We start from the raw sequence: 18771 nt of genomic DNA, 5'->3' as shown, positions 1-18771 counted from the left end.
TAAATTATTGCACCAGCAACTTACGTTTATCTTCCGGCAGCGTATTTACAGCCTGTTGCCAGGAGGCATCTACCAGATAGTAGATCTGTGAATCTGGCAGCGAGCCATCAAGATACACCGTGCTCCAGTGCGCTTTATTGAGATGACGGCTGGGACGCACGTCTTTATGTTGCTGACGCAGCAATTCTGCGAGTTCAGGGCTGGTTTTCAGAGAAACCGCCGGGCGACCTTCGACCTCTTTGACCATTGCAAAGAGTACATCTTCAACTTTGATTTGCGTGGCTTTCCAGTCACTGTGCACGCTCTGCTCCGCACCCGTTTTTGCCATGCAGTATTGCAGCAACTCCGAATTCGTCATCTTTATTCCCCTTACCAGCATATTGCCTAATGAGAACATCTTTATTCAGTGTGCAGCAAGTCCGCAAAAGGTAAAAGCCAGTAGCGTAAATTTGTTTAAAAAATCAGCATTCCGTCTTCTCAATACTCCGAGTTGACGATCACCTCTTCACCAAACGCGCCAGCCTGCGGCAGCGGTTTATAAGTGGAGTTAGAGGCGCGCAAAATACGAATACCGCGAATACCCACGTCGCGAGCGGCGGTGATGTCATTGTCGGAGTCACCGTAGAACATGCGGATGCTTTTATCCTGCAGCCACTGTGTTTTAGTGTTCTGACCGGGTTTATCACCGGCAAAAATGACCGGATTCATATTACCGGCCGGAATGTGAAAGTTATCGGCCAGCGTTTTCGATACCGTTTCGGTCTTGGTCTGACTACGCCCGGTCACGAAAAAGATGCGGTCGCCACGACGCACATGCATATCAATCAACTGACGCGCCACTTCTTTTGGAATACTAAATTCATCCCAGCCATTGTTCATTTTTTCCCAGAAGGCCGGATTCTTCAGGTAATCCTCACTGTCCGGGGAATACGTTTTTTTACCGCGCCAGAAGCCCGGGCTGGAAAAGAGGACGGTGTCATCAATATCAAACCCGACGGCCATCGGCGGGCGCCCGGTCAAACTGTTTTCGATTTGTGCCACGGAGACCCAATGAATGGGAGCCTGCTCAGCGAGTTTTGCAACGTTGGTGCCGGGGTTAAGCTGAGAGGGAGAGGAAACTAACGCCTGAACGGGCTGATTTAACGTGAACAATAAACAAACGGCACTTAGTGCCAGGGTAAACTTGCGCATATTTTTCCCTAAGTAGTCAGTTAGTTATCATTTTTTTATTAACAACTGGTCAAAAAACTATCTGACATTACCCCTTGGGGGAAGGGAAAGGAAGGATTTTCTCTGGTTTTGTCCAGGAAAAGGAGCATGATCACATTGGAAAACAGGCCTGATCTCGCGACGCGTATCAGGCCTGTACACCCGGTTACATGACGGCGGCAAATGCCTTCGCCACGCGCTGCACATTACTGTGATTCAACCCGGCCACGCACATACGACCGCTGGCTATCAGGTATACCCCAAACTCATCGCGTAGGCGATCGACCTGAGCGGCGCTGAGCCCGGTATAACTGAACATACCGCGCTGTTGCAGCAGGTAATCAAAGTTACGGCCCGGGATCTCCGCATTCAATACGTTAACCAGCTCCTGGCGCATCGCCAGAATACGGGTACGCATCTCTTCGACTTCCGCCAGCCAGCTGGCTTTCAGCGTGTCATCCCCCAACACCGCAGCAACCACCTGCGCACCAAAATTTGGCGGACTGGAGTAGTTCCGGCGCACCGTCGCTTTTAGCTGCCCCAGAACGCGGCTGGCGGCATCGGCGTCTTCACACACCACTGACAGCCCACCGACGCGTTCACCGTACAAGGAAAAGATCTTCGAGAATGAATTGCTGACCAGGGCAGGCAATCCGGCGCTGGCAATGGCGCGGATCGCGTAGGCATCATCTTCCATTCCACCGCCGAAGCCCTGGTAAGCAATATCCAGGAATGGGATGAGATCACGTGCTTTCAGGATCTCAATGACGCCATCCCACTGCGTTGGAGTTAAATCCGCCCCTGTCGGGTTATGGCAGCACGGATGCAGTAGCACGATGCTACGCGCGGGTAAGGTATTCAGCGCTGCCAGCAGGTCGTTGAAACGCACGCCATTGGTCGTGTTGTCATACCAGGGGTAAGTACTTACATTGAATCCAGCACCTTCAAAAATCGCGATGTGGTTTTCCCAGGTCGGATCGCTAACCCACACGCCAGAATCAGGGAAATAGCGCTTCAGGAAGTCTGCGCCAACCTTTAGCGCGCCGGAGCCGCCCAGCGTCTGAATGGTTGCGACGCGCTGCTGCTGGAGAACCGGATGATCTGCGCCAAACAGCAGTGGTGCAATGGTATGACGATAAGCGTTCAGACCTTCCATCGGCAGGTACAGCGAAGCGCCATGCGGTTTGGCATTGAGTCGGGCTTCCGCTTCCGCGACCGCTTTAAGCTGAGGAATAATCCCGTCTTCGTTGTAATACAGGCCAATGCTGAGGTTCACTTTGTCGCTACGTGAATCTTCTTTGAACCGCTCCATAAGCGATAAAATCGGGTCGCCAGCGTAGGCGTCAACTTTTTGAAACACGTGTGGTTCTCCAGGTTTACAGGCAGAGGGTAAGAACACAATAAACCGGAAGCAGGAGAAGATCGAGAGGATGTTGAGAGGAATATTGCCGGATAGCGGCGTAACCGCCTTATCCGGCATATCATGCGCTTAATTAATCGATATACTTCATCGCCACGCGCGAAGTCAGGCGCGTAATAAGTTCGTAAGCACTTACTTTCGTCATTTCAGCAATGCGTTCAACGGGCAGGCCTTCACCCCACAGGATCACCGAATCGCCAGCTTTGTCCTGCGCCTCGGGGCCTAAATCGACGCAGATCATATCCATCGCGACACGACCGACGATCGGCACTTCACGGCCATTAACCAGCACCGGTGTCCCTGACGGCGCTGCACGCGGATAACCGTCGCCATAGCCCATCGCCACCACGCCCAGACGTGTATCGCGCTCACTCTGCCAGGTTCCACCATAGCCAACCGGTTCGCCCGCCTTGTGTTCACGCACCGCAATCAGGCTGGAGGTCAACGACATCACTGGCTGGCAGCCAAAATCGGCGCCGATAGAGTGGTTTTCCAGCGGCGATACACCATACAGAATCAGCCCCGGACGCGCCCAGTCGAAGTGGGACTGGGGCCACAGCAAAATTCCCCCCGACGCGGCAATTGAACGTTGCCCAGGTTTGCCCTCGCAAAAGCTATTGAAGATATCGAGCTGTTTTTCGGTCGCGCCGCATTCAGGTTCGTCTGCGCGCGCAAAGTGGCTGACGATATTAACCGGTTGACGCACGTTTTCACATTGGGTCAAGCGCTGATAAAACGCCTCAGCCTTCTCAGGACGAACGCCCAGGCGGTGCATTCCCGTGTCGAGCTTCATCCAGACGGTGACCGGTTCAGCCAATTCTGCGGCTTCCAGGGCTTCAAGTTGCTCCTGGTTGTGGACGGCAGTATGCAGACGCTGCGCGGAGATCGTCGGCAGATCGGAGGCATCAAAAAATCCCTCCAGCAGCAGAATGGGCTGCGTGATCCCTCCCGCTCGCAACCGCAGGGCTTCTTCAAGACGAGCGACACCAAAAGCGTCCGCATCGGGGAGCGTTCGCGCGGTCTCTAACAGACCATGGCCGTAAGCGTTCGCTTTCACGACCGCAACCAGTTTGCTGGCAGGAGCCAGTTCACGCAGACGTTGCAGGTTGTGTCGCAGAGCGCGGCGGTTAATCACTACAGTTGCCGCTTGCATTTGTGTTCCTTAGAAATTACTCATCATCATATTGGGGGCCAGCATAGTTGTCGAAGCGGGACCACTGTCCGTTAAACGTCAGGCGCACCGTGCCAATCGGACCGTTACGCTGCTTACCAATAATAATTTCGGCGATGCCTTTTAAGTCACTATTTTCGTGATAAACCTCATCACGATAGATAAACATGATTAAGTCGGCATCCTGTTCGATGGAGCCGGATTCACGCAGATCCGAGTTAACCGGACGTTTGTCGGCGCGTTGTTCCAGTGAGCGGTTAAGCTGCGACAGCGCCACCACCGGCACATGCAGTTCTTTTGCTAACGCCTTCAGCGAGCGGGAAATTTCAGCAATTTCCAGCGTACGGTTATCGGAGAGCGACGGCACGCGCATCAGTTGCAGGTAGTCGATCATGATCAGGCCGATACCGCCGTGTTCACGGGCGATACGACGAGCACGCGAGCGCACTTCCGTTGGCGTCAGGCCGGAAGAATCATCAATATAGATGTTTCGTTTCTCCAGCAAAATACCCATTGTTCCGGAAATTCGCGCCCAGTCTTCATCATCCAGTTGACCGGTACGGATTTTGGTTTGGTCTACGCGTGAAAGCGAAGCCAGGGAACGCATCATGATCTGTTCCGAGGGCATTTCAAGACTAAAGATAAGAACCGGCTTATCCTGCAGCATTGCCGCATTTTCGACGAGGTTCATTGCAAATGTCGTCTTACCCATCGACGGACGCGCGGCGACGATAATCAAGTCTGACGGCTGCAAACCCGCCGTCTTTTTGTTGAGGTCGTCATAGCCGGTGTTCACCCCGGTGACGCCATCGTGCGGCTGCTGGAACAGCTGCTCGATACGCGCGACGGTTGCGTCGAGCACATCGGTGATGTTTTTCGGGCCTTCGTCTTTGTTGGCCCGACTTTCAGCGATTTTAAAAACGCGTGATTCCGCGAGGTCCAGCAGATCTTCACTGGAACGGCCTTGCGGATCAAACCCGGCTTCCGCGATTTCGTGCGCAACCGAAATCATGTCACGAACAACAGCACGTTCACGGACGATATCCGCATAAGCACTAATGTTCGCCGCACTTGGGGTATTTTTAGATAACTCAGCCAGGTAAGCAAAGCCGCCGACGCTGTCCAGTTGTCCCTGAACCTCCAACGATTCTGCGAGCGTGATCAGGTCGATGGGTTTTCCCATCTCCTGCAGTCGATGCATTTCGGTGAAGATGTGCCGGTGCGGTCGGGTATAAAAATCTTCCGCCACCACACGCTCGGCCACATCGTCCCAGCGTTCGTTATCCAGCATTAAACCGCCCAACACCGACTGTTCCGCTTCAATCGAGTGCGGCGGTACTTTCAGCCCGGCGACCTGGGGATCGCGCTCACGAGCATCAGTCTGTTGTTTGTTGAAGGGTTTATTTCCTGCCATAGTGAATGGAGTTACCGAGATAATGATTGGGTCGAAAGATTACCACATTTCTTTTGGAGGAAGCATGGCAACGCGTATTGAATTTCACAAGCATGGTGGTCCTGAAGTGCTTCAGGTCGTCGAGTTTACGCCTGCAGATCCGGCGGAGAACGAAATCCAGGTCGAGAACAAAGCGATTGGGATCAACTATATCGACACATACATCCGTAGTGGTCTTTATCCGCCGCCTTCTCTGCCCAGCGGCCTGGGAACCGAAGCCGCGGGCATAGTCAGCAAAGTGGGGAGTAAAGTAACGCACATTAAAGCAGGCGATCGCGTGGTTTACGCCCAGTCTGCGCTTGGCGCTTACAGCTCAGTACATAACGTTCCGGCCGATAAAGCCGCCATCCTGCCCAACGCTATCTCATTTGAACAAGCTGCAGCCTCATTCCTGAAAGGGTTAACTGTTTTTTATCTGTTGCGTAAAACCTATGAAATTCAGCCTGATGAACCATTTTTGTTCCATGCGGCTGCGGGCGGCGTCGGGATGATTGCCTGCCAGTGGGCAAAAGCATTGGGTGCGAAGCTGATTGGTACCGTCGGCAATGCGCAAAAAGCGCAAATTGCGCTGCAGGCCGGTGCATGGCAGGTCATTAACTATCGTGAAGAGAGCATTGTTGAGCGAGTGAAAGAGGTAACCGGCGGTAAAAAAGTGCGGGTGGTCTATGACTCAGTGGGAAAAGATACCTGGGAAGCCTCATTGGATTGTTTACAGCGTCGAGGGCTGATGGTCAGCTTTGGTAACGCCTCCGGACCGGTGACTGGCGTTAACTTAGGCATTCTGAATCAGAAAGGTTCGCTGTACGTGACCCGCCCTTCGCTCCAGGGTTACATCACCAACCACCATGAATTAACCGAAGCCAGCAATGAGCTGTTCTCGCTGATTGCCAGCGGGGTGATCAAAGTGGATGTCGCGCCGGGTCAGAAATTTGCGCTAAGTGACGCGCAACGAGCCCATGAAGTACTGGAAAGCCGGGCCACGCAGGGCTCGAGTTTACTCATCCCATAATGCTCCGACTTCCCCTAAACAATTCAAACAGCAGGATAAAAATGATTAGGCGTTTTTGAGCAGTGCTTGCGCTGACCCTGAAGGGGCTAGGCTTTAAGCTGAGTAACGCGGCAATTGAATGAATCCCCAGGAGCTTACTGGAGTAAGTGACTGGGGTGAATGAAAGCAGCCAACACACCTGCGGTTTGAATTATGACGGGGGAATAAAGAATTAGGGCTTCCCGTGGGAAGCCCTTTCTTTTTTTAGTTCGGCTGTATGTAGGGTACAGCTCGATGAATTCGTTAACCTGGCAATAGTGACAGATTTGATAATCAATTCCTATTTGGTTCTAAAGGCAATGTTACAGGTTGTGACGTACCGCTCAATACCTTAGTAAAATCGGCGGTTATTACGCTGATACTGTGGGACTTTTGGCGCTTTTATCGCCTTGATAATCCACACCACAGCAACGGCCAGTAGCAGCCAGGGTAAAAGTTTTATCATCAAGGCAAATAGTCCGCCCAAAAACATCACTGCAGTGGCGACCACTAATGCGGCCAATACCCCCAGCAAAGATACGCCGGTGACCATCAGCATGATAAAAAACCCAATCACAAAAAGTAGTTCCAGCATAGCTCTCTCCCGAAATTAAATACTCTCCACTGCATTACAAGAAACATGCCAAAATTATTATATTGATTTATAAAGCAAACGCCCCGCGACAAAGCGCTGGGCGTGGTGAAATTCACTAACTTTTGGTGAAAAATTAACGCTTGTCAGCGACCAGCTGCAAGGCGTGTTCCAGAACGTTAATATCTGCCCCGGCTTTATGCGCATTTTCGCTCAGATAACGACGCCACTGACGGGCCCCAGCAATCCCCTGGAACAGCCCCAGCATATGACGCGTCACATGTCCAAGATACGTACCTTTACTCAGTTCACGCTCAATATAGGGATACATGGCACGCACCACGGCGACCGGATCGGCATCCTGAGTAGTAGCGGCAAAAATCTCGCGGTCAACGGAGGCCAGAATACCTGGGTTTTGATAAGCTTCGCGCCCCACCATTACGCCATCCATATGCTGCAAATGGATTTTCGCTTCTGCCAACGATTTAATGCCGCCATTGATCGACATCGTCAGATGCGGGAAATCGCGCTTTAGCTGATAAACGCGGTCATAATCCAGCGGTGGAATTTCGCGGTTTTCTTTCGGACTTAACCCAGACAGCCAGGCCTTGCGGGCATGGATGATAAACATCTCACATTCGCCGTTACCCGAGACCGTGTTGATGAAATCGCACAGAAATTCGTAGCTGTCCTGATCATCAATGCCAATACGGGTTTTCACCGTGACCGGTATCGACACCACATCACGCATCGCTTTGACGCAATCAGCGACCAGTTGCGCATTTCCCATCAGACAAGCGCCAAACATCCCATTTTGAACACGATCGGAAGGGCAGCCCACGTTGAGGTTAATTTCATCATACCCCCGCTGTTCAGCGAGCTTTGCGCACTGCGCCAGTGCAGCCGGATCGCTCCCACCCAGTTGCAATGCGACCGGATGTTCTTCTTCGCTATACGCCAGATAATCGCCTTTGCCATGAATGATCGCACCGGTAGTTACCATCTCCGTATAGAGGAGCGTCTGGCTGGACAGTAAGCGCAAAAAGTAGCGGCAGTGCCTGTCCGTCCAGTCGAGCATCGGCGCGATAGAAAAACGATGAGCGGGAAAAGCGGTAGACTGAGATTCAGGCAGCATGGCGAATATTCAAGCATCCGGTTAAAAAAGGGGCGCTACTATAGCATAGACCGTTACGATAGTGAGCCACATCCTCACAGTTCTCCATCTCTGGTGCCGACCAACGCTACTTACGCCCCGGTTTTCCGTCGTGAGATCCAAAAAACTGCGGCGGATGGTCAACCCAGCGATCCTCTCGCGTGGCGGCATAGACCGGATTAAGCGGATAATAAATGCGATTGTATTTTTTGTTCGCCTCACCCACGACCAGCAGGCGCACCTCTTCACTGGTGTTATTGATAAAGGTGTGACACACCCCGGTTCCTGCAGGAAAACCAACGCTGTCGCCGGGCTCCAGCTTCCATAAATAACCGTTAATCCAGGCCTCAGGATATCCTTCCAGCACATAGATAAACTCTTCTTCATCACTTTCAGCATGCGGGTAAGACGTGCGCCGACCTGGCGGCAGGCGTTCATGATGAATGCCGAGTCGTCCTAACCCCAATTTGCGGGCAAGCGGCGCTCCTATGGCAAACAGCTCATCGCTGTCTGGGTAGGTGGAATCATCGGCCCCCTCAACTTCACGCCAGTGACGAATACAATCGGGTCTTTTCATGTTTATTTTCCAGTATTGCGATGGCTCAGGTATAGCACATCGCGGCGGATCTCGGCGTTTTAAGCAGAACATGTTAAAGTAAGGGATTAACCTTCCACGCAAATCGAGGCGCCAAATGGACAAAACCACTACGCAAGAGTTATTGGCTCAAGCTGAAAAACTCTGTGCGCAACGCAACGTGCGGCTTACGCCACAACGCCTCGAAGTGCTGCGACTGATGAGCCTGCAGGAAGGCGCCATCAGCGCTTACGACCTGCTCGACCTGTTGCGGGAAACCGAGCCGCAGGCCAAACCACCAACCGTGTATCGCGCGCTCGATTTTCTGCTTGAACAAGGGTTTGTGCATAAGGTGGAATCCACCAACAGCTATGTCCTTTGTCATCTGTTCGATCAGCCAACGCACAGTTCTGCGATGTTCATTTGCGACCGCTGTGGCGTGGTAAAAGAAGAGTGCGCAGAAGGTGTGGAAGACATCATGCATACGCTGGCGGCCAAAATGGGCTTTGCTCTGCGACATAATGTTATTGAAGCCCACGGGCTGTGTCCGGCCTGTGTGGAAGTTGAGTCATGCCGTCATCCAGGCGACTGCCAGCATGACCACACAATTCAGGTGAAGAAGAAAGTTGGGCGTTAGTCAGGTGGGAGAGCGTACATCCTTGTACTCTCAGGAGGGAAGGGTCAATTACCAGCGGTAATCATTACGTTTTTCCCAATCGTTAACTTCTTTTTCCGCCTGATCTTTGGCGTAACCGTAACGCTCCTGGACTTTACCAACCAGTTGGTCACGTTTACCTTCAATGACCGTCATATCATCATCGGTCAGTTTGCCCCATTGCTCTTTCACTTTACCTTTAAACTGCTTCCAGTTGCCGCCGACTTCGTCTTTATTCATCATCAAGTCCTCATCGTTAGGTTGTGAATAGCGAGAGTGCCATGTCCAGACACATGCTGTTTTCTCTGGACGTGAGAATAAGTGTAGTCAGTGATTCTGGGTTTTATTTACTATTCGGAATTTTTAACCATTCTGATCAGGCAAACCAGGTTCCATTACGCCAGTGACGCCGCCAGATAAAGGCCAACGACAGCCCGCGCAGCGCGAGGAAAACAGTTAACGCCAGCCACAAACCATGATTTCCGAGCCACGGCAAAGCCAGCAGCGTTAAGGCGAATCCCACTGCGGCAACGGCCATACTGTTACGCATTTCTGCAGCCCGCGTTGCGCCAATAAACATACCGTCAAGCAGATAACACCACACGCCCACCAGCGGTAAAACCACCTGCCAGAAAAGATAGCGATCGGCCAAAAGTTGGATTTGCGACAGTGAGGTCAGCAGCGCCACAATCTGCTCGCCAAACAAGGCATAGATCAGCGAAAAAAGGATTGCCACAATTCCTGACTGTCGACACGCTGCTCGCCAGACATCCAGCAACTGGCTGCCGTCCCGCGCCCCATAGGCCTGGCCCGAATGCGCTTCCACGGCATAGGCAAATCCGTCCAGTGCATAAGCGGTAAACGTCAGCAAAGTCATCAGTACGGCATTAACCGCAATGATATCGCCTCCCAGACGCGCCCCCAGCACCGTAATGGCCCCAAAGCAGAGCTGCAACAGCAGCGAACGCAGCATGATGTCACGGTTGAGTGCCAACAAACGACGGAAGTTGCCCCGCCACGCCTGTTTCAACATTGCCAGCGATATTCCGCGCATATGCAGGACTTTGCGCACCATCATCAGACCGATAAGCAGTGTGGCATATTCAGCAATCACCGTTGCCAGTGCCGCACCCTGCACGTTCATATGCAGACCCATCACCAGCCATAAATCGAGCGCAATGTTGAGAATATTGCCGACAATCAGCAGGATAACCGGCGCTCGCGCATACTGCACGCCCAGCAACCAGCCGAGCAGCACCAGATTCGCCAGCGAGGCTGGCGCGCTGAGCCAGCGGATTTCAAGGAAACGCCGGGCTTGTTCAAGTACAGGTTCACTTCCCCCGACAATATGCAGCGCTAAATCGATAATCGGCGTGCGAAACAGCGCGATAAGTACCCCTGCGCCCAGTGCCAGCATCAGCGGCTGTACCAGCGCGCGCGCCAGCGCCTGTGGATTTTTCGCACCAAATGCCTGCGCGGTAAGACCGGTGGTACTCATGCGCAAAAAAAGAAGCAGCATAAAGAGAAAACTGGTCGCCGTGGCCCCGACAGCAACGCCGCCAAGATAGACCGGGCTGTCCAGATGACCAATCACAGCAGTATCCACCAGCCCCAGCAAGGGAACGGTGATATTGGAGAAGATCATCGGTAAGGCGAGGTGCCAGAGCGCTTTATCAGAGGCGGTAAAGAAAGGCATACAGGAAAGCCTGATGAAAAGAAGTGAAAACTAGCTGTGGCGCAGAATGCGCCACAGTATTAATACATGATTACAGCCATTCACCGTTACGAATGACGCCTACCGCCAGCCCTTCAATGGTGAAGTTTTGCTCGCGCAGATCGACAACGATAGGTTTAAATTCACTGTTTTCTGGCAGAAGTTCAACCTTGTTGCCCTGCTTTTTCAGGCGCTTAACCGTGACTTCGTCGTCGATACGGGCAACAACAACCTGTCCGTTACGCACGTCCTGAGTTTTATGCACCGCCAGCAAATCGCCGTCCATAATACCGATATCTTTCATCGACATACCGCTAACCCGCAGCAGAAAATCGGCGTTCGGTTTGAACAATGAGGGATCGACCTGGTAGTGGCCTTCGATGTGCTGCTGCGCCAGAAGTGGCTCGCCTGCCGCCACACGACCGACAAGCGGTAATCCTTCTTCTTCTTCCTGCAGCAGTCGAATACCACGCGATGCACCGGAGACAATTTCCAGCACACCTTTACGCGCCAGCGCTTTCAGATGTTCTTCAGCAGCGTTTGGGGAACGGAACCCCAAACGCTGCGCGATCTCCGCACGCGTCGGTGGCATACCTGTCTGGCTGATGTGATCTCTAATGAGATCAAACACCTCTTGCTGCCTGGCCGTTAACGCTTTCATTCCGCCCCCTGGGTGTATATACAGTTATGCTGTGAGTATATACAGCTAAAGGTGATTTTGGAACCGCAAACTGCACAAAAAGCAGGAGATTTATGAAGATGTGGAATCCTTATCGCAAATGCGACCACAACAGAATGCCCCAGGTGATCAGAGCAACGAAAATAGACAACAACACCGCCGCAGAACCCATATCTTTCGCCCGGCCGGAAAGTTCGTGATACTCAGAGCCTATGCGATCAACCACCGCCTCAATCGCACTGTTGAGGATTTCAACGATCATCACCAGCATCACGGAACCAATTAACAGCACGCGGGTAATCGCATCGACGTCCAGCCAGCAGGCGATAGCTACGCCCAGCAGTACGGCAACGCTTTCCTGGCGGAATGCCGCCTCATTGATCCATGCGGCGCGAAAACCTTTCCAGGAATAGCCTGCAGCTTTGATAATTCGGGTGAATCCAGTGGTATTATTGGCCATCAAAAAGAACCTTTTTACATTATTAGCGTCAATGTCATTGTAACGTTACCCCGTTTGTTTCAGGGGGTGGCAAAGCAGCGCGAAGTATGACGGGATACCACAGAAATTCACTAAACTTTCTGATATCCTTGCAGCGCATTTGCATTATTAACCAGAGGCTTTACATCGTTTATGTCCGGCTGGCCACGAATTTACTACAAATTACTGAATTTACCATTAAGCATCCTGGTAAAAAGCAAGTCTATTCCGGCAGAACCTGCCCCGGAATTGGGACTCGATACGTCTCGTCCCATTATGTACGTCCTACCGTACAATTCAAAAGCAGACTTGCTGACGCTGCGTGCCCAATGTCTGGTGCACGATCTCCCCGATCCCCTGGAACCGCTGGAGATAGACGGGACTCTGCTGCCGCGCTACGTGTTTATTCACGGCGGCCCGCGCGTGTTCACCTATTACACGCCGAAAGAAGAGTCCATCAAGCTGTTCCATAACTATCTCGACCTGCATCGCAGCAATCCAGACCTGGATGTGCAGATGGTGCCGGTTTCGGTGATGTTTGGCCGTGCGCCAGGACGCGAAAAAGGCGAAGTCAATCCGCCGCTGCGCATGCTGAACGGCGTACAGAAATTCTTTGCTGTGTCCTGGCTGGGTCGCGACAGTTTTGTCCGTTTCTCCCCATCAGTCTCCCTGCGTCGTATGGCGGATGAACACGGTACGGATAAGATAATCGCTCAGAAACTGGCACGCGTGGCGCGTATGCATTTTGCTCGCCAGCGTCTGGCCGCGGTTGGCCCTCGCCTCCCTGCCCGCCAGGATCTGTTTAATAAGCTGCTGGCGTCAAAAGCGATCGCTCGCGCGGTAGAAGATGAAGCGCGCAGTAAAAAAATCTCCCACGAAAAAGCACAGCAAAATGCCATTGCACTGATGGAAGAGATTGCCGCCAACTTCTCCTACGAGATGATCCGCCTCACGGACCGAATTCTGGGCTTTACCTGGAACCGTCTGTATCAGGGGATTAACGTTCATAATGCGGAACGTGTACGTCAGTTGGCGCACGATGGGCATGAAATCGTTTATGTTCCGTGCCACCGCAGCCATATGGACTATATGCTGCTGTCGTACGTTCTGTATCATCAGGGGCTGGTTCCACCGCACATCGCTGCCGGTATCAACCTGAATTTCTGGCCGGCAGGTCCGATTTTCCGCCGCCTGGGCGCGTTCTTTATTCGTCGTACCTTCAAGGGCAATAAGCTCTACTCCACCGTTTTCCGTGAATACCTGGGCGAGCTGTTCAGCCGCGGTTACTCGGTTGAGTATTTTGTCGAAGGCGGCCGTTCACGTACCGGTCGTCTGCTCGACCCGAAAACCGGCACGCTGTCGATGACCATTCAGGCGATGCTGCGCGGCGGTACGCGTCCGATTACCCTCGTACCGATCTACATCGGCTATGAGCACGTAATGGAAGTAGGCACCTATGCAAAAGAGCTGCGTGGCGCGACAAAAGAAAAAGAGAGTCTGCCACAAATGCTGCGTGGCTTAAGCAAGCTGCGTAATCTGGGTCAGGGCTACGTTAACTTTGGCGAGCCGATGCCGCTGATGACGTACCTCAATCAGCATGTGCCGGAGTGGCGTGAATCTATCGATCCTATCGAGTCTATCCGCCCGGCCTGGCTGACGCCGACAGTGAATAACATTGCCGCCGATCTGATGGTGCGCATTAACAACGCTGGCGCGGCCAACGCCATGAACCTGTGTTGTACCGCGCTGTTGGCTTCCCGCCAGCGCTCTCTGACCCGTGAACAGTTAACCGAGCAGCTTGACTGCTACCTTAGCCTGCTGCGCAACGTGCCGTACGCAGCAGACTCAACTGTTCCTGCACAGAGCGCCAGTGAGTTGATCGACCACGCCTTGCAGATGAACAAGTTTGAGGTCGAGAAAGACACCATCGGCGACATCATCATACTGCCGCGCGAGCAGGCCGTATTGATGACCTACTATCGCAACAACATTGCGCACATGCTGGTTCTGCCTTCGTTGATGGCAGCCATTGTAACTCAGCGCCGTCGTATTTCACGCGTCGCGCTACAGCAGCATATTGATGCGTTGTATCCAATGCTGAAAGCCGAGCTGTTCCTGCGCTGGGAACGCAATGAGCTTGCCGGAGTGATTGACGAATTGGCCAGCGAAATGCAGCGCCAGGGATTGATCGCTCAGCAGGATGGCGAACTGCATATTAACCCAGCCCGCTCCCGTACGCTCCAGCTGTTGGCTGCGGGTGCTCGCGAGACGTTGCAACGCTACGCCATTACCTTCTGGCTGCTGAGCGCCAACCCGTCCATCAACCGTGGTACGCTTGAGAAAGAGAGCCGCACCGTGGCGCAACGCCTCTCCGTACTGCACGGCATTAACGCGCCGGAATTCTTCGACAAAGCGGTATTCAGCTCTCTGGTGCTGACGCTGCGTGACGAAGGATTCATTAGCGATACCGGAGATGCCGAGCCGGAAGAGACGATGAAGATCTATCAGATGCTGGCTGAACTGGTCACATCGGATGTTCGTCTGACCATCGAGAGTGCCACACAGGGCGAGTAAGTAAAAAAAACCGGTCGAAATGACCGGTTTTTATTTTGCAGGCTAAGCCAAACTCAAAAATGCCAGTAGCTCATCGCCAGTCCTAAAAACAGTACCAGCCCTACATAGTTATTGTTCATAAACGCTTTAAAACAGGCATCCCGTTCACGATTAACGATCAGCTTCTGCTGATACACAAACAGCGCACCCGCCACCAGCAGTGACCAGTAATAGCCCAGCCCCAGCCCGTTTAGCCAGCCCACCAGCGCCATCAGCACCAGCACGCCCACCTGCAGAATACCAATGATTAGCTTGTCGTTTTGACCAAACAAGATCGCGGTCGATTTAATGCCAATCTTCAGGTCATCATCCCGGTCAACCATCGCATACTGGGTGTCATAGGCCACCGCCCAGAGAATGTTGGCGAGAAACATCAGCCAGCAGCTCAGCGGCACAGACTCGCTTACGGCAGCAAACGCCATCGGAATAGACCAGCCAAACGCCGCCCCCAGCACCACCTGCGGCAAATGCGTATAGCGTTTCATAAACGGGTAAACCCACGCCAACGCTAACGCCGCAACGGACAACATAATGGTCATTGTGTTGAGCGTTAAAACCAGCAGGAAGGCGAGCAATACCAATACGACGAACAGCGTTCGGGCTTCTTTTTCGGTGACGGCCCCGCTCGGCAGCGGTCGATTCGCGGTGCGTTTAACGTGTCCGTCAAATTTCCTGTCGGCATAATCATTCACCACGCATCCGGCGGCGCGCATTAACCAAACGCCGGCGACAAATACCGCCAGGATCCACAGTTGCGGCATGCCTGGGGTTGCCACCCACAATGCCCATAGCGTAGGCCAGAGCAGCAGTAAGGCGCCGATTGGCTTATCCGTACGCATCAAGCGGTGAAACGCCAGCAGCTTATTCTGCGTCAGACTCCACTCCATCTTTATCTTCCTCTCAGTACAACGGCGATGCAGGTAGGAAAAGTTCGGTAAGCATCAGCGGCTTACCGCTCAGCCGCAGGCGGGAACGTCGCCCCCACAGCGCTGCATCACGGCCAATCTCAATAAAATCTCGGGTCAATGTCGATGACGTAAACAGGTAGCGCCCAAGCGGGGTTTTTCCCAGGTTTTGTAAGGCCAGTTCAGGGCCGCACAAAGTTGATTCAGGCACCACTGTGCGCCCGGCAAGCCAGGGTTCACCGTCCGCGCAGAGCAGGATTTCACGCAACCAATAACGGGGTTCTGTCGGCAGCAGCATCAGTTCTTCAGCCACCTCATTTTGCCCAACAAATCCTTCGCGAAGTAACGTGACGGTAACCTTTTTTCCCTGCTGCTCAAAACGTTTAGTCATGGAATCTTCCAGTAACAACCAGTCGAGCAGTTGCGGGTCCAGCGCCGGAATCGCATCAAAATAACGCAGCGCACGCAGTTGCGTTAACGCAGGGTGTGGCATGCCTTACTCTCCGATTTATAACCTGAAGGCATTGTATCGCAGAAAATGCATTACGGGGTGAGCAAACACAATTAAGTGATCGTCAAAGCAACATAAGTGTAACAATTAGCACCGAAGGATAAAAAAAGGTGCGCCAGGAGACGCACCAGTTGTTGCAAAATCAGCACTGCGGGGAAATGTTTACCCCTTGCCTTTTACACTGCTGATAAAGGTGGATCGGGCGGATTTGGATCCCAGACGCTCAGCTTCATCAAGCAGCTTCAGCGCTTTATCGACATCGCCTTTCGCCACGGCATCCTTAATGCCCTGGTTAAAATAACTTTCCGTGTCATTTAGCATTGGCTCACTTTTCTTCACCGGTTGTGGCGCTGGAGTAGCCACTGCTGCAGCCGGGGGCGCGTAGGCCACCGCAGGCGCGGCGGTATTGCCAACCGTGACAGGGCCAGGGCCGGATGAACCAAACAGCGGCCCAACCAGAACACTGGAAGAGGAGCTGGTTTTGACTTTCAGCTTCAGCAGACCGTCGGTGGTATGACGGGCAATCGGGTCTGGAATATCCGGAATCGCGTTCCCTACACCTTTGGCATAGGCTTTTGCCGGGTCAAGCAGGGTCGTGGTCTGCTGGAGATCTTTATCCGTGGTAAAAACCAGCATATAGAGTTTTTGCTGGCCCAGCGCAGGCGTCAGACGCATGACTCCTTCCAGGCGATCGGCACTCATCACGCCGGGTTCCTGATAAGTGAAATAACTGCTGGGGAAGAACGCAGATGGCGTCATGTTCTGATCAAGAATTAAAACGTTTGGTGCAAATACGCTGGTTTGTTTGTTGACTTCACTGGTCAGCGTCAGGGTTAACTCACCAATATTCGCGGGTACACTGTACGCAGCGACTGGGCCAGTAATACCAGCAACATCCAGACGCTGACCCGCTGTCGCTAGCTGTGTCGACTGGGTTTTGGATTGATCAACCGGCGTCCAGGTTAACTGTTGTAGCGCAGCAGTGGGAATAGCTGGAGCCGCGGTGGTGTTCTGCGGAACAATATTTACATCGGCCAGGCTGATGCCAGGCGCGCTGGCAAATAACCCTGCAGATAAACAAAGGGCAACGAGACTTTTCTTCATTTTCATTGTTATCACCTCAGATAGCATGGGTTCAGCGGTGGCCAGGCAATAGCGCGCTAAACCGTAATCAAGAGGGGCTGGCGCCCCTCTTTCGGTCTTTACGTCAGATTAGTGCTGAATTACCACCAGATTTCCATCTGGGCACCGAAGGACCACTCATCGCTGTCGCCACGGCTGGTTGTGCTGATACCAGAGTTGGTTGCGGCGGCATATTTAGAAACTTTGTCGCCATTTTTCACGTAACCCCACTCTTCATCCCATTTGGCATAGGTTGCGAAGACGCGGATTGCCGGGCGAGACCAGATGCTGTCGCCCGCCTGCCACTGTTGCGCCAGGGTGATTTTGTACTGGCTGTTGCGATCGCCAGTTTGCTGAGATTTGACGTTGTCGTAACCGACTTCCAGCAAGGTGCTCATGATCGGCGTCCATTTGTACATCGGACGGATACCGACGGTGTACCATTCGGTACCCAGGTCGTTATCCAGGTCGATGTTCTGATACATACCGACGTACATCAGGTCCCACTTGTCGCCCAGAGAGATTGCACCGTGGTCAAGTACGCGTACCAGGCTACCGTTGTTATTGATGTTGTTGTCAACATGATGGATGACAGGTGCATCTGGAGATACCTGCGTATCGAAGGTAGAGCCGTAAGTCCCCTGCGAGCCGCCCTTACCTTGCGTTGTCATGGCGTCAGTCGCGTACTGAACAACAAATTTGTTATAGCCTTTCAGCATGCTTTGGGTGTGTTCTGCGGTGAACATCCAACCATCTTTCGTTGCGTCATCCGCGTAGCTGTAACCGTCGGTTTTATTCGCGCGGCCATAGTCCACACCCAGCTCCAGCATGCCGTCAGGGTTAGTAGCCATCTGCGCTAAACGTACGTCAAATACGTCGTTCGCGGTATCTTTAGAGGTGTCGTAGATATTCTGGCTACTGAAGGTATAAGACCCTCCAGCTTCCTGAGAACGGGTGGCCGCCAGAGACAGTTTACCGAAGCCCAGATCGATGTTTTCAATACCAGCGCCAGGACCTGAAATATCCCAGTAGTAGAAGTCGATCATGTGGACGTCATGACGCTGATAGAAACGCTTACCGGCCCAGATAGTGGAGCCTGGCAGCCATTCAATCAGGTTTTTACCCTGCACGTTGGCTTCACGGAATGCCGGACTGGTCGATTCCCAGTCATTCTGTTGTGCCACAGAGTAGGCTACGTTGGTGTCGAAGTAGAAGCTCTTATCGCCTTCTTTCCACACTTCCTGACCTAATTTGATTTCCGCATAGGTTTCACATTCGTTACCAAGACGGTATTTACTTTGAGCACCGGTTGCCTGGAAACACTGTTGTTCACCGCCGCTACCCGTCCAGCCTATGCCGGAACGTGCATAACCATGGAAATCCACAGCCATTGCCTGAACAGACATAATGCCTGCCGCCACAGCAACCGCCAGAGGGAGTTTGCGCAGAGTAATCATCGTTCTATCTCCTGAGATCATTGCTTTTCTCTAAACGC

19 protein-coding genes are annotated in these 18771 nt (G+C 52.8%); 3 read left to right on the top strand and 16 right to left on the bottom strand.

Going from position 1 to position 18771, the window contains the following annotated elements; all coding sequences use genetic code 11:
- Positions 1–4: 4 nt before the first annotated feature.
- From ACU8YC_RS20830 to dnaB, 5 genes are all read right to left on the bottom strand, one after another.
- Entirely contained in the window at positions 5–358 is a 354-nt protein-coding gene (locus tag ACU8YC_RS20830) for an MmcQ/YjbR family DNA-binding protein (RefSeq protein ID WP_151218063.1), read from the bottom strand.
- A 119-nt stretch (positions 359–477) separates the two neighbouring features.
- Positions 478–1191, bottom strand: a complete 714-nt coding sequence (gene aphA / locus ACU8YC_RS20825) for an acid phosphatase AphA (protein ID WP_151218064.1) — start codon at positions 1189–1191, stop codon at positions 478–480.
- Between the two features lie 184 nt (positions 1192–1375).
- On the bottom strand, positions 1376–2569 hold the full coding sequence (gene tyrB / locus ACU8YC_RS20820; RefSeq protein WP_151218065.1) for an aromatic amino acid transaminase: 1194 nt from the start codon (positions 2567–2569) through the stop codon (positions 1376–1378).
- 133 nt (positions 2570–2702) lie between these two features.
- A complete protein-coding gene (gene alr, locus ACU8YC_RS20815; protein WP_187253975.1) occupies positions 2703–3782 on the bottom strand; it encodes an alanine racemase in 1080 nt (359 codons plus the stop codon).
- A gap of 16 nt (positions 3783–3798) precedes the next feature.
- Positions 3799–5214 carry a replicative DNA helicase gene (dnaB, locus tag ACU8YC_RS20810; RefSeq protein WP_061067020.1) on the bottom strand — a complete coding sequence of 472 codons (1416 nt, stop codon included), beginning with the start codon at positions 5212–5214 and terminating at the stop codon, positions 3799–3801.
- Between the two features lie 64 nt (positions 5215–5278).
- On the opposite strand from dnaB, the gene ACU8YC_RS20805 reads away from it, so the two are divergent.
- On the top strand, positions 5279–6262 hold the full coding sequence (locus ACU8YC_RS20805; RefSeq protein ID WP_187253976.1) for a quinone oxidoreductase: 984 nt from the start codon (positions 5279–5281) through the stop codon (positions 6260–6262).
- 370 nt (positions 6263–6632) lie between these two features.
- On the opposite strand, the gene pspG is transcribed toward ACU8YC_RS20805, so the two are convergent.
- The 3 genes from pspG to ACU8YC_RS20790 form a co-directional block, all read right to left on the bottom strand.
- Positions 6633–6875: an envelope stress response protein PspG gene (gene pspG / locus ACU8YC_RS20800; protein ID WP_151218066.1), complete on the bottom strand. Its 243-nt coding sequence runs from the start codon at positions 6873–6875 to the stop codon at positions 6633–6635.
- Between the two features lie 133 nt (positions 6876–7008).
- Positions 7009–8007, bottom strand: coding sequence for a tRNA dihydrouridine(20/20a) synthase DusA (gene dusA, locus ACU8YC_RS20795; RefSeq protein WP_286543708.1), 999 nt, complete (start codon positions 8005–8007; stop codon positions 7009–7011).
- 106 nt (positions 8008–8113) lie between these two features.
- Entirely contained in the window at positions 8114–8602 is a 489-nt protein-coding gene (locus tag ACU8YC_RS20790) for a cupin domain-containing protein (protein ID WP_003031710.1), read from the bottom strand.
- A 115-nt stretch (positions 8603–8717) separates the two neighbouring features.
- Between ACU8YC_RS20790 and zur the strand changes: the two genes are divergently transcribed.
- A complete protein-coding gene (gene zur, locus ACU8YC_RS20785) occupies positions 8718–9236 on the top strand; it encodes a zinc uptake transcriptional repressor Zur (protein WP_151218068.1) in 519 nt (172 codons plus the stop codon).
- Positions 9237–9284: 48 nt separating this feature from the next.
- Here the strand turns inward: zur and ACU8YC_RS20780 are convergent, their stop codons facing one another.
- The 4 genes from ACU8YC_RS20780 to ACU8YC_RS20765 form a co-directional block, all read right to left on the bottom strand.
- Positions 9285–9494: a CsbD family protein gene (locus ACU8YC_RS20780; RefSeq protein WP_003031706.1), complete on the bottom strand. Its 210-nt coding sequence runs from the start codon at positions 9492–9494 to the stop codon at positions 9285–9287.
- Positions 9495–9630: 136 nt separating this feature from the next.
- Entirely contained in the window at positions 9631–10950 is a 1320-nt protein-coding gene (gene dinF, locus ACU8YC_RS20775; RefSeq protein ID WP_187260062.1) for an MATE family efflux transporter DinF, read from the bottom strand.
- 70 nt (positions 10951–11020) lie between these two features.
- The gene (gene lexA, locus ACU8YC_RS20770) at positions 11021–11629 is read right to left on the bottom strand and encodes a transcriptional repressor LexA (RefSeq protein WP_003826596.1); all 609 of its coding nucleotides are present in this window, start codon (positions 11627–11629) and stop codon (positions 11021–11023) included.
- A gap of 109 nt (positions 11630–11738) precedes the next feature.
- Positions 11739–12107, bottom strand: a complete 369-nt coding sequence (locus ACU8YC_RS20765) for a diacylglycerol kinase (protein WP_003826594.1) — start codon at positions 12105–12107, stop codon at positions 11739–11741.
- Between the two features lie 171 nt (positions 12108–12278).
- Here ACU8YC_RS20765 and plsB point away from each other — a divergent pair, with 171 nt between their 5' ends.
- Positions 12279–14699 carry a glycerol-3-phosphate 1-O-acyltransferase PlsB gene (gene plsB, locus ACU8YC_RS20760; RefSeq protein WP_286541272.1) on the top strand — a complete coding sequence of 807 codons (2421 nt, stop codon included), beginning with the start codon at positions 12279–12281 and terminating at the stop codon, positions 14697–14699.
- 53 nt (positions 14700–14752) lie between these two features.
- Here plsB and ubiA read toward each other — a convergent pair whose 3' ends face one another.
- The 4 genes from ubiA to ACU8YC_RS20740 form a co-directional block, all read right to left on the bottom strand.
- Positions 14753–15625, bottom strand: coding sequence for a 4-hydroxybenzoate octaprenyltransferase (gene ubiA, locus ACU8YC_RS20755; protein WP_151218070.1), 873 nt, complete (start codon positions 15623–15625; stop codon positions 14753–14755).
- A 13-nt stretch (positions 15626–15638) separates the two neighbouring features.
- On the bottom strand, positions 15639–16136 hold the full coding sequence (ubiC, locus tag ACU8YC_RS20750) for a chorismate lyase (protein WP_044715430.1): 498 nt from the start codon (positions 16134–16136) through the stop codon (positions 15639–15641).
- Between the two features lie 180 nt (positions 16137–16316).
- Entirely contained in the window at positions 16317–17264 is a 948-nt protein-coding gene (malM, locus tag ACU8YC_RS20745; RefSeq protein WP_286543711.1) for a maltose operon protein MalM, read from the bottom strand.
- Between the two features lie 113 nt (positions 17265–17377).
- Positions 17378–18733 carry a maltoporin gene (locus ACU8YC_RS20740; protein ID WP_151218072.1) on the bottom strand — a complete coding sequence of 452 codons (1356 nt, stop codon included), beginning with the start codon at positions 18731–18733 and terminating at the stop codon, positions 17378–17380.
- Between the last annotated feature and the right edge of the window lie 38 nt (positions 18734–18771).

It is taken from the genome of Citrobacter sp. VF227, from assembly GCF_052950715.1.
This window is presented reverse-complemented; position numbering and strand designations above follow the sequence as displayed.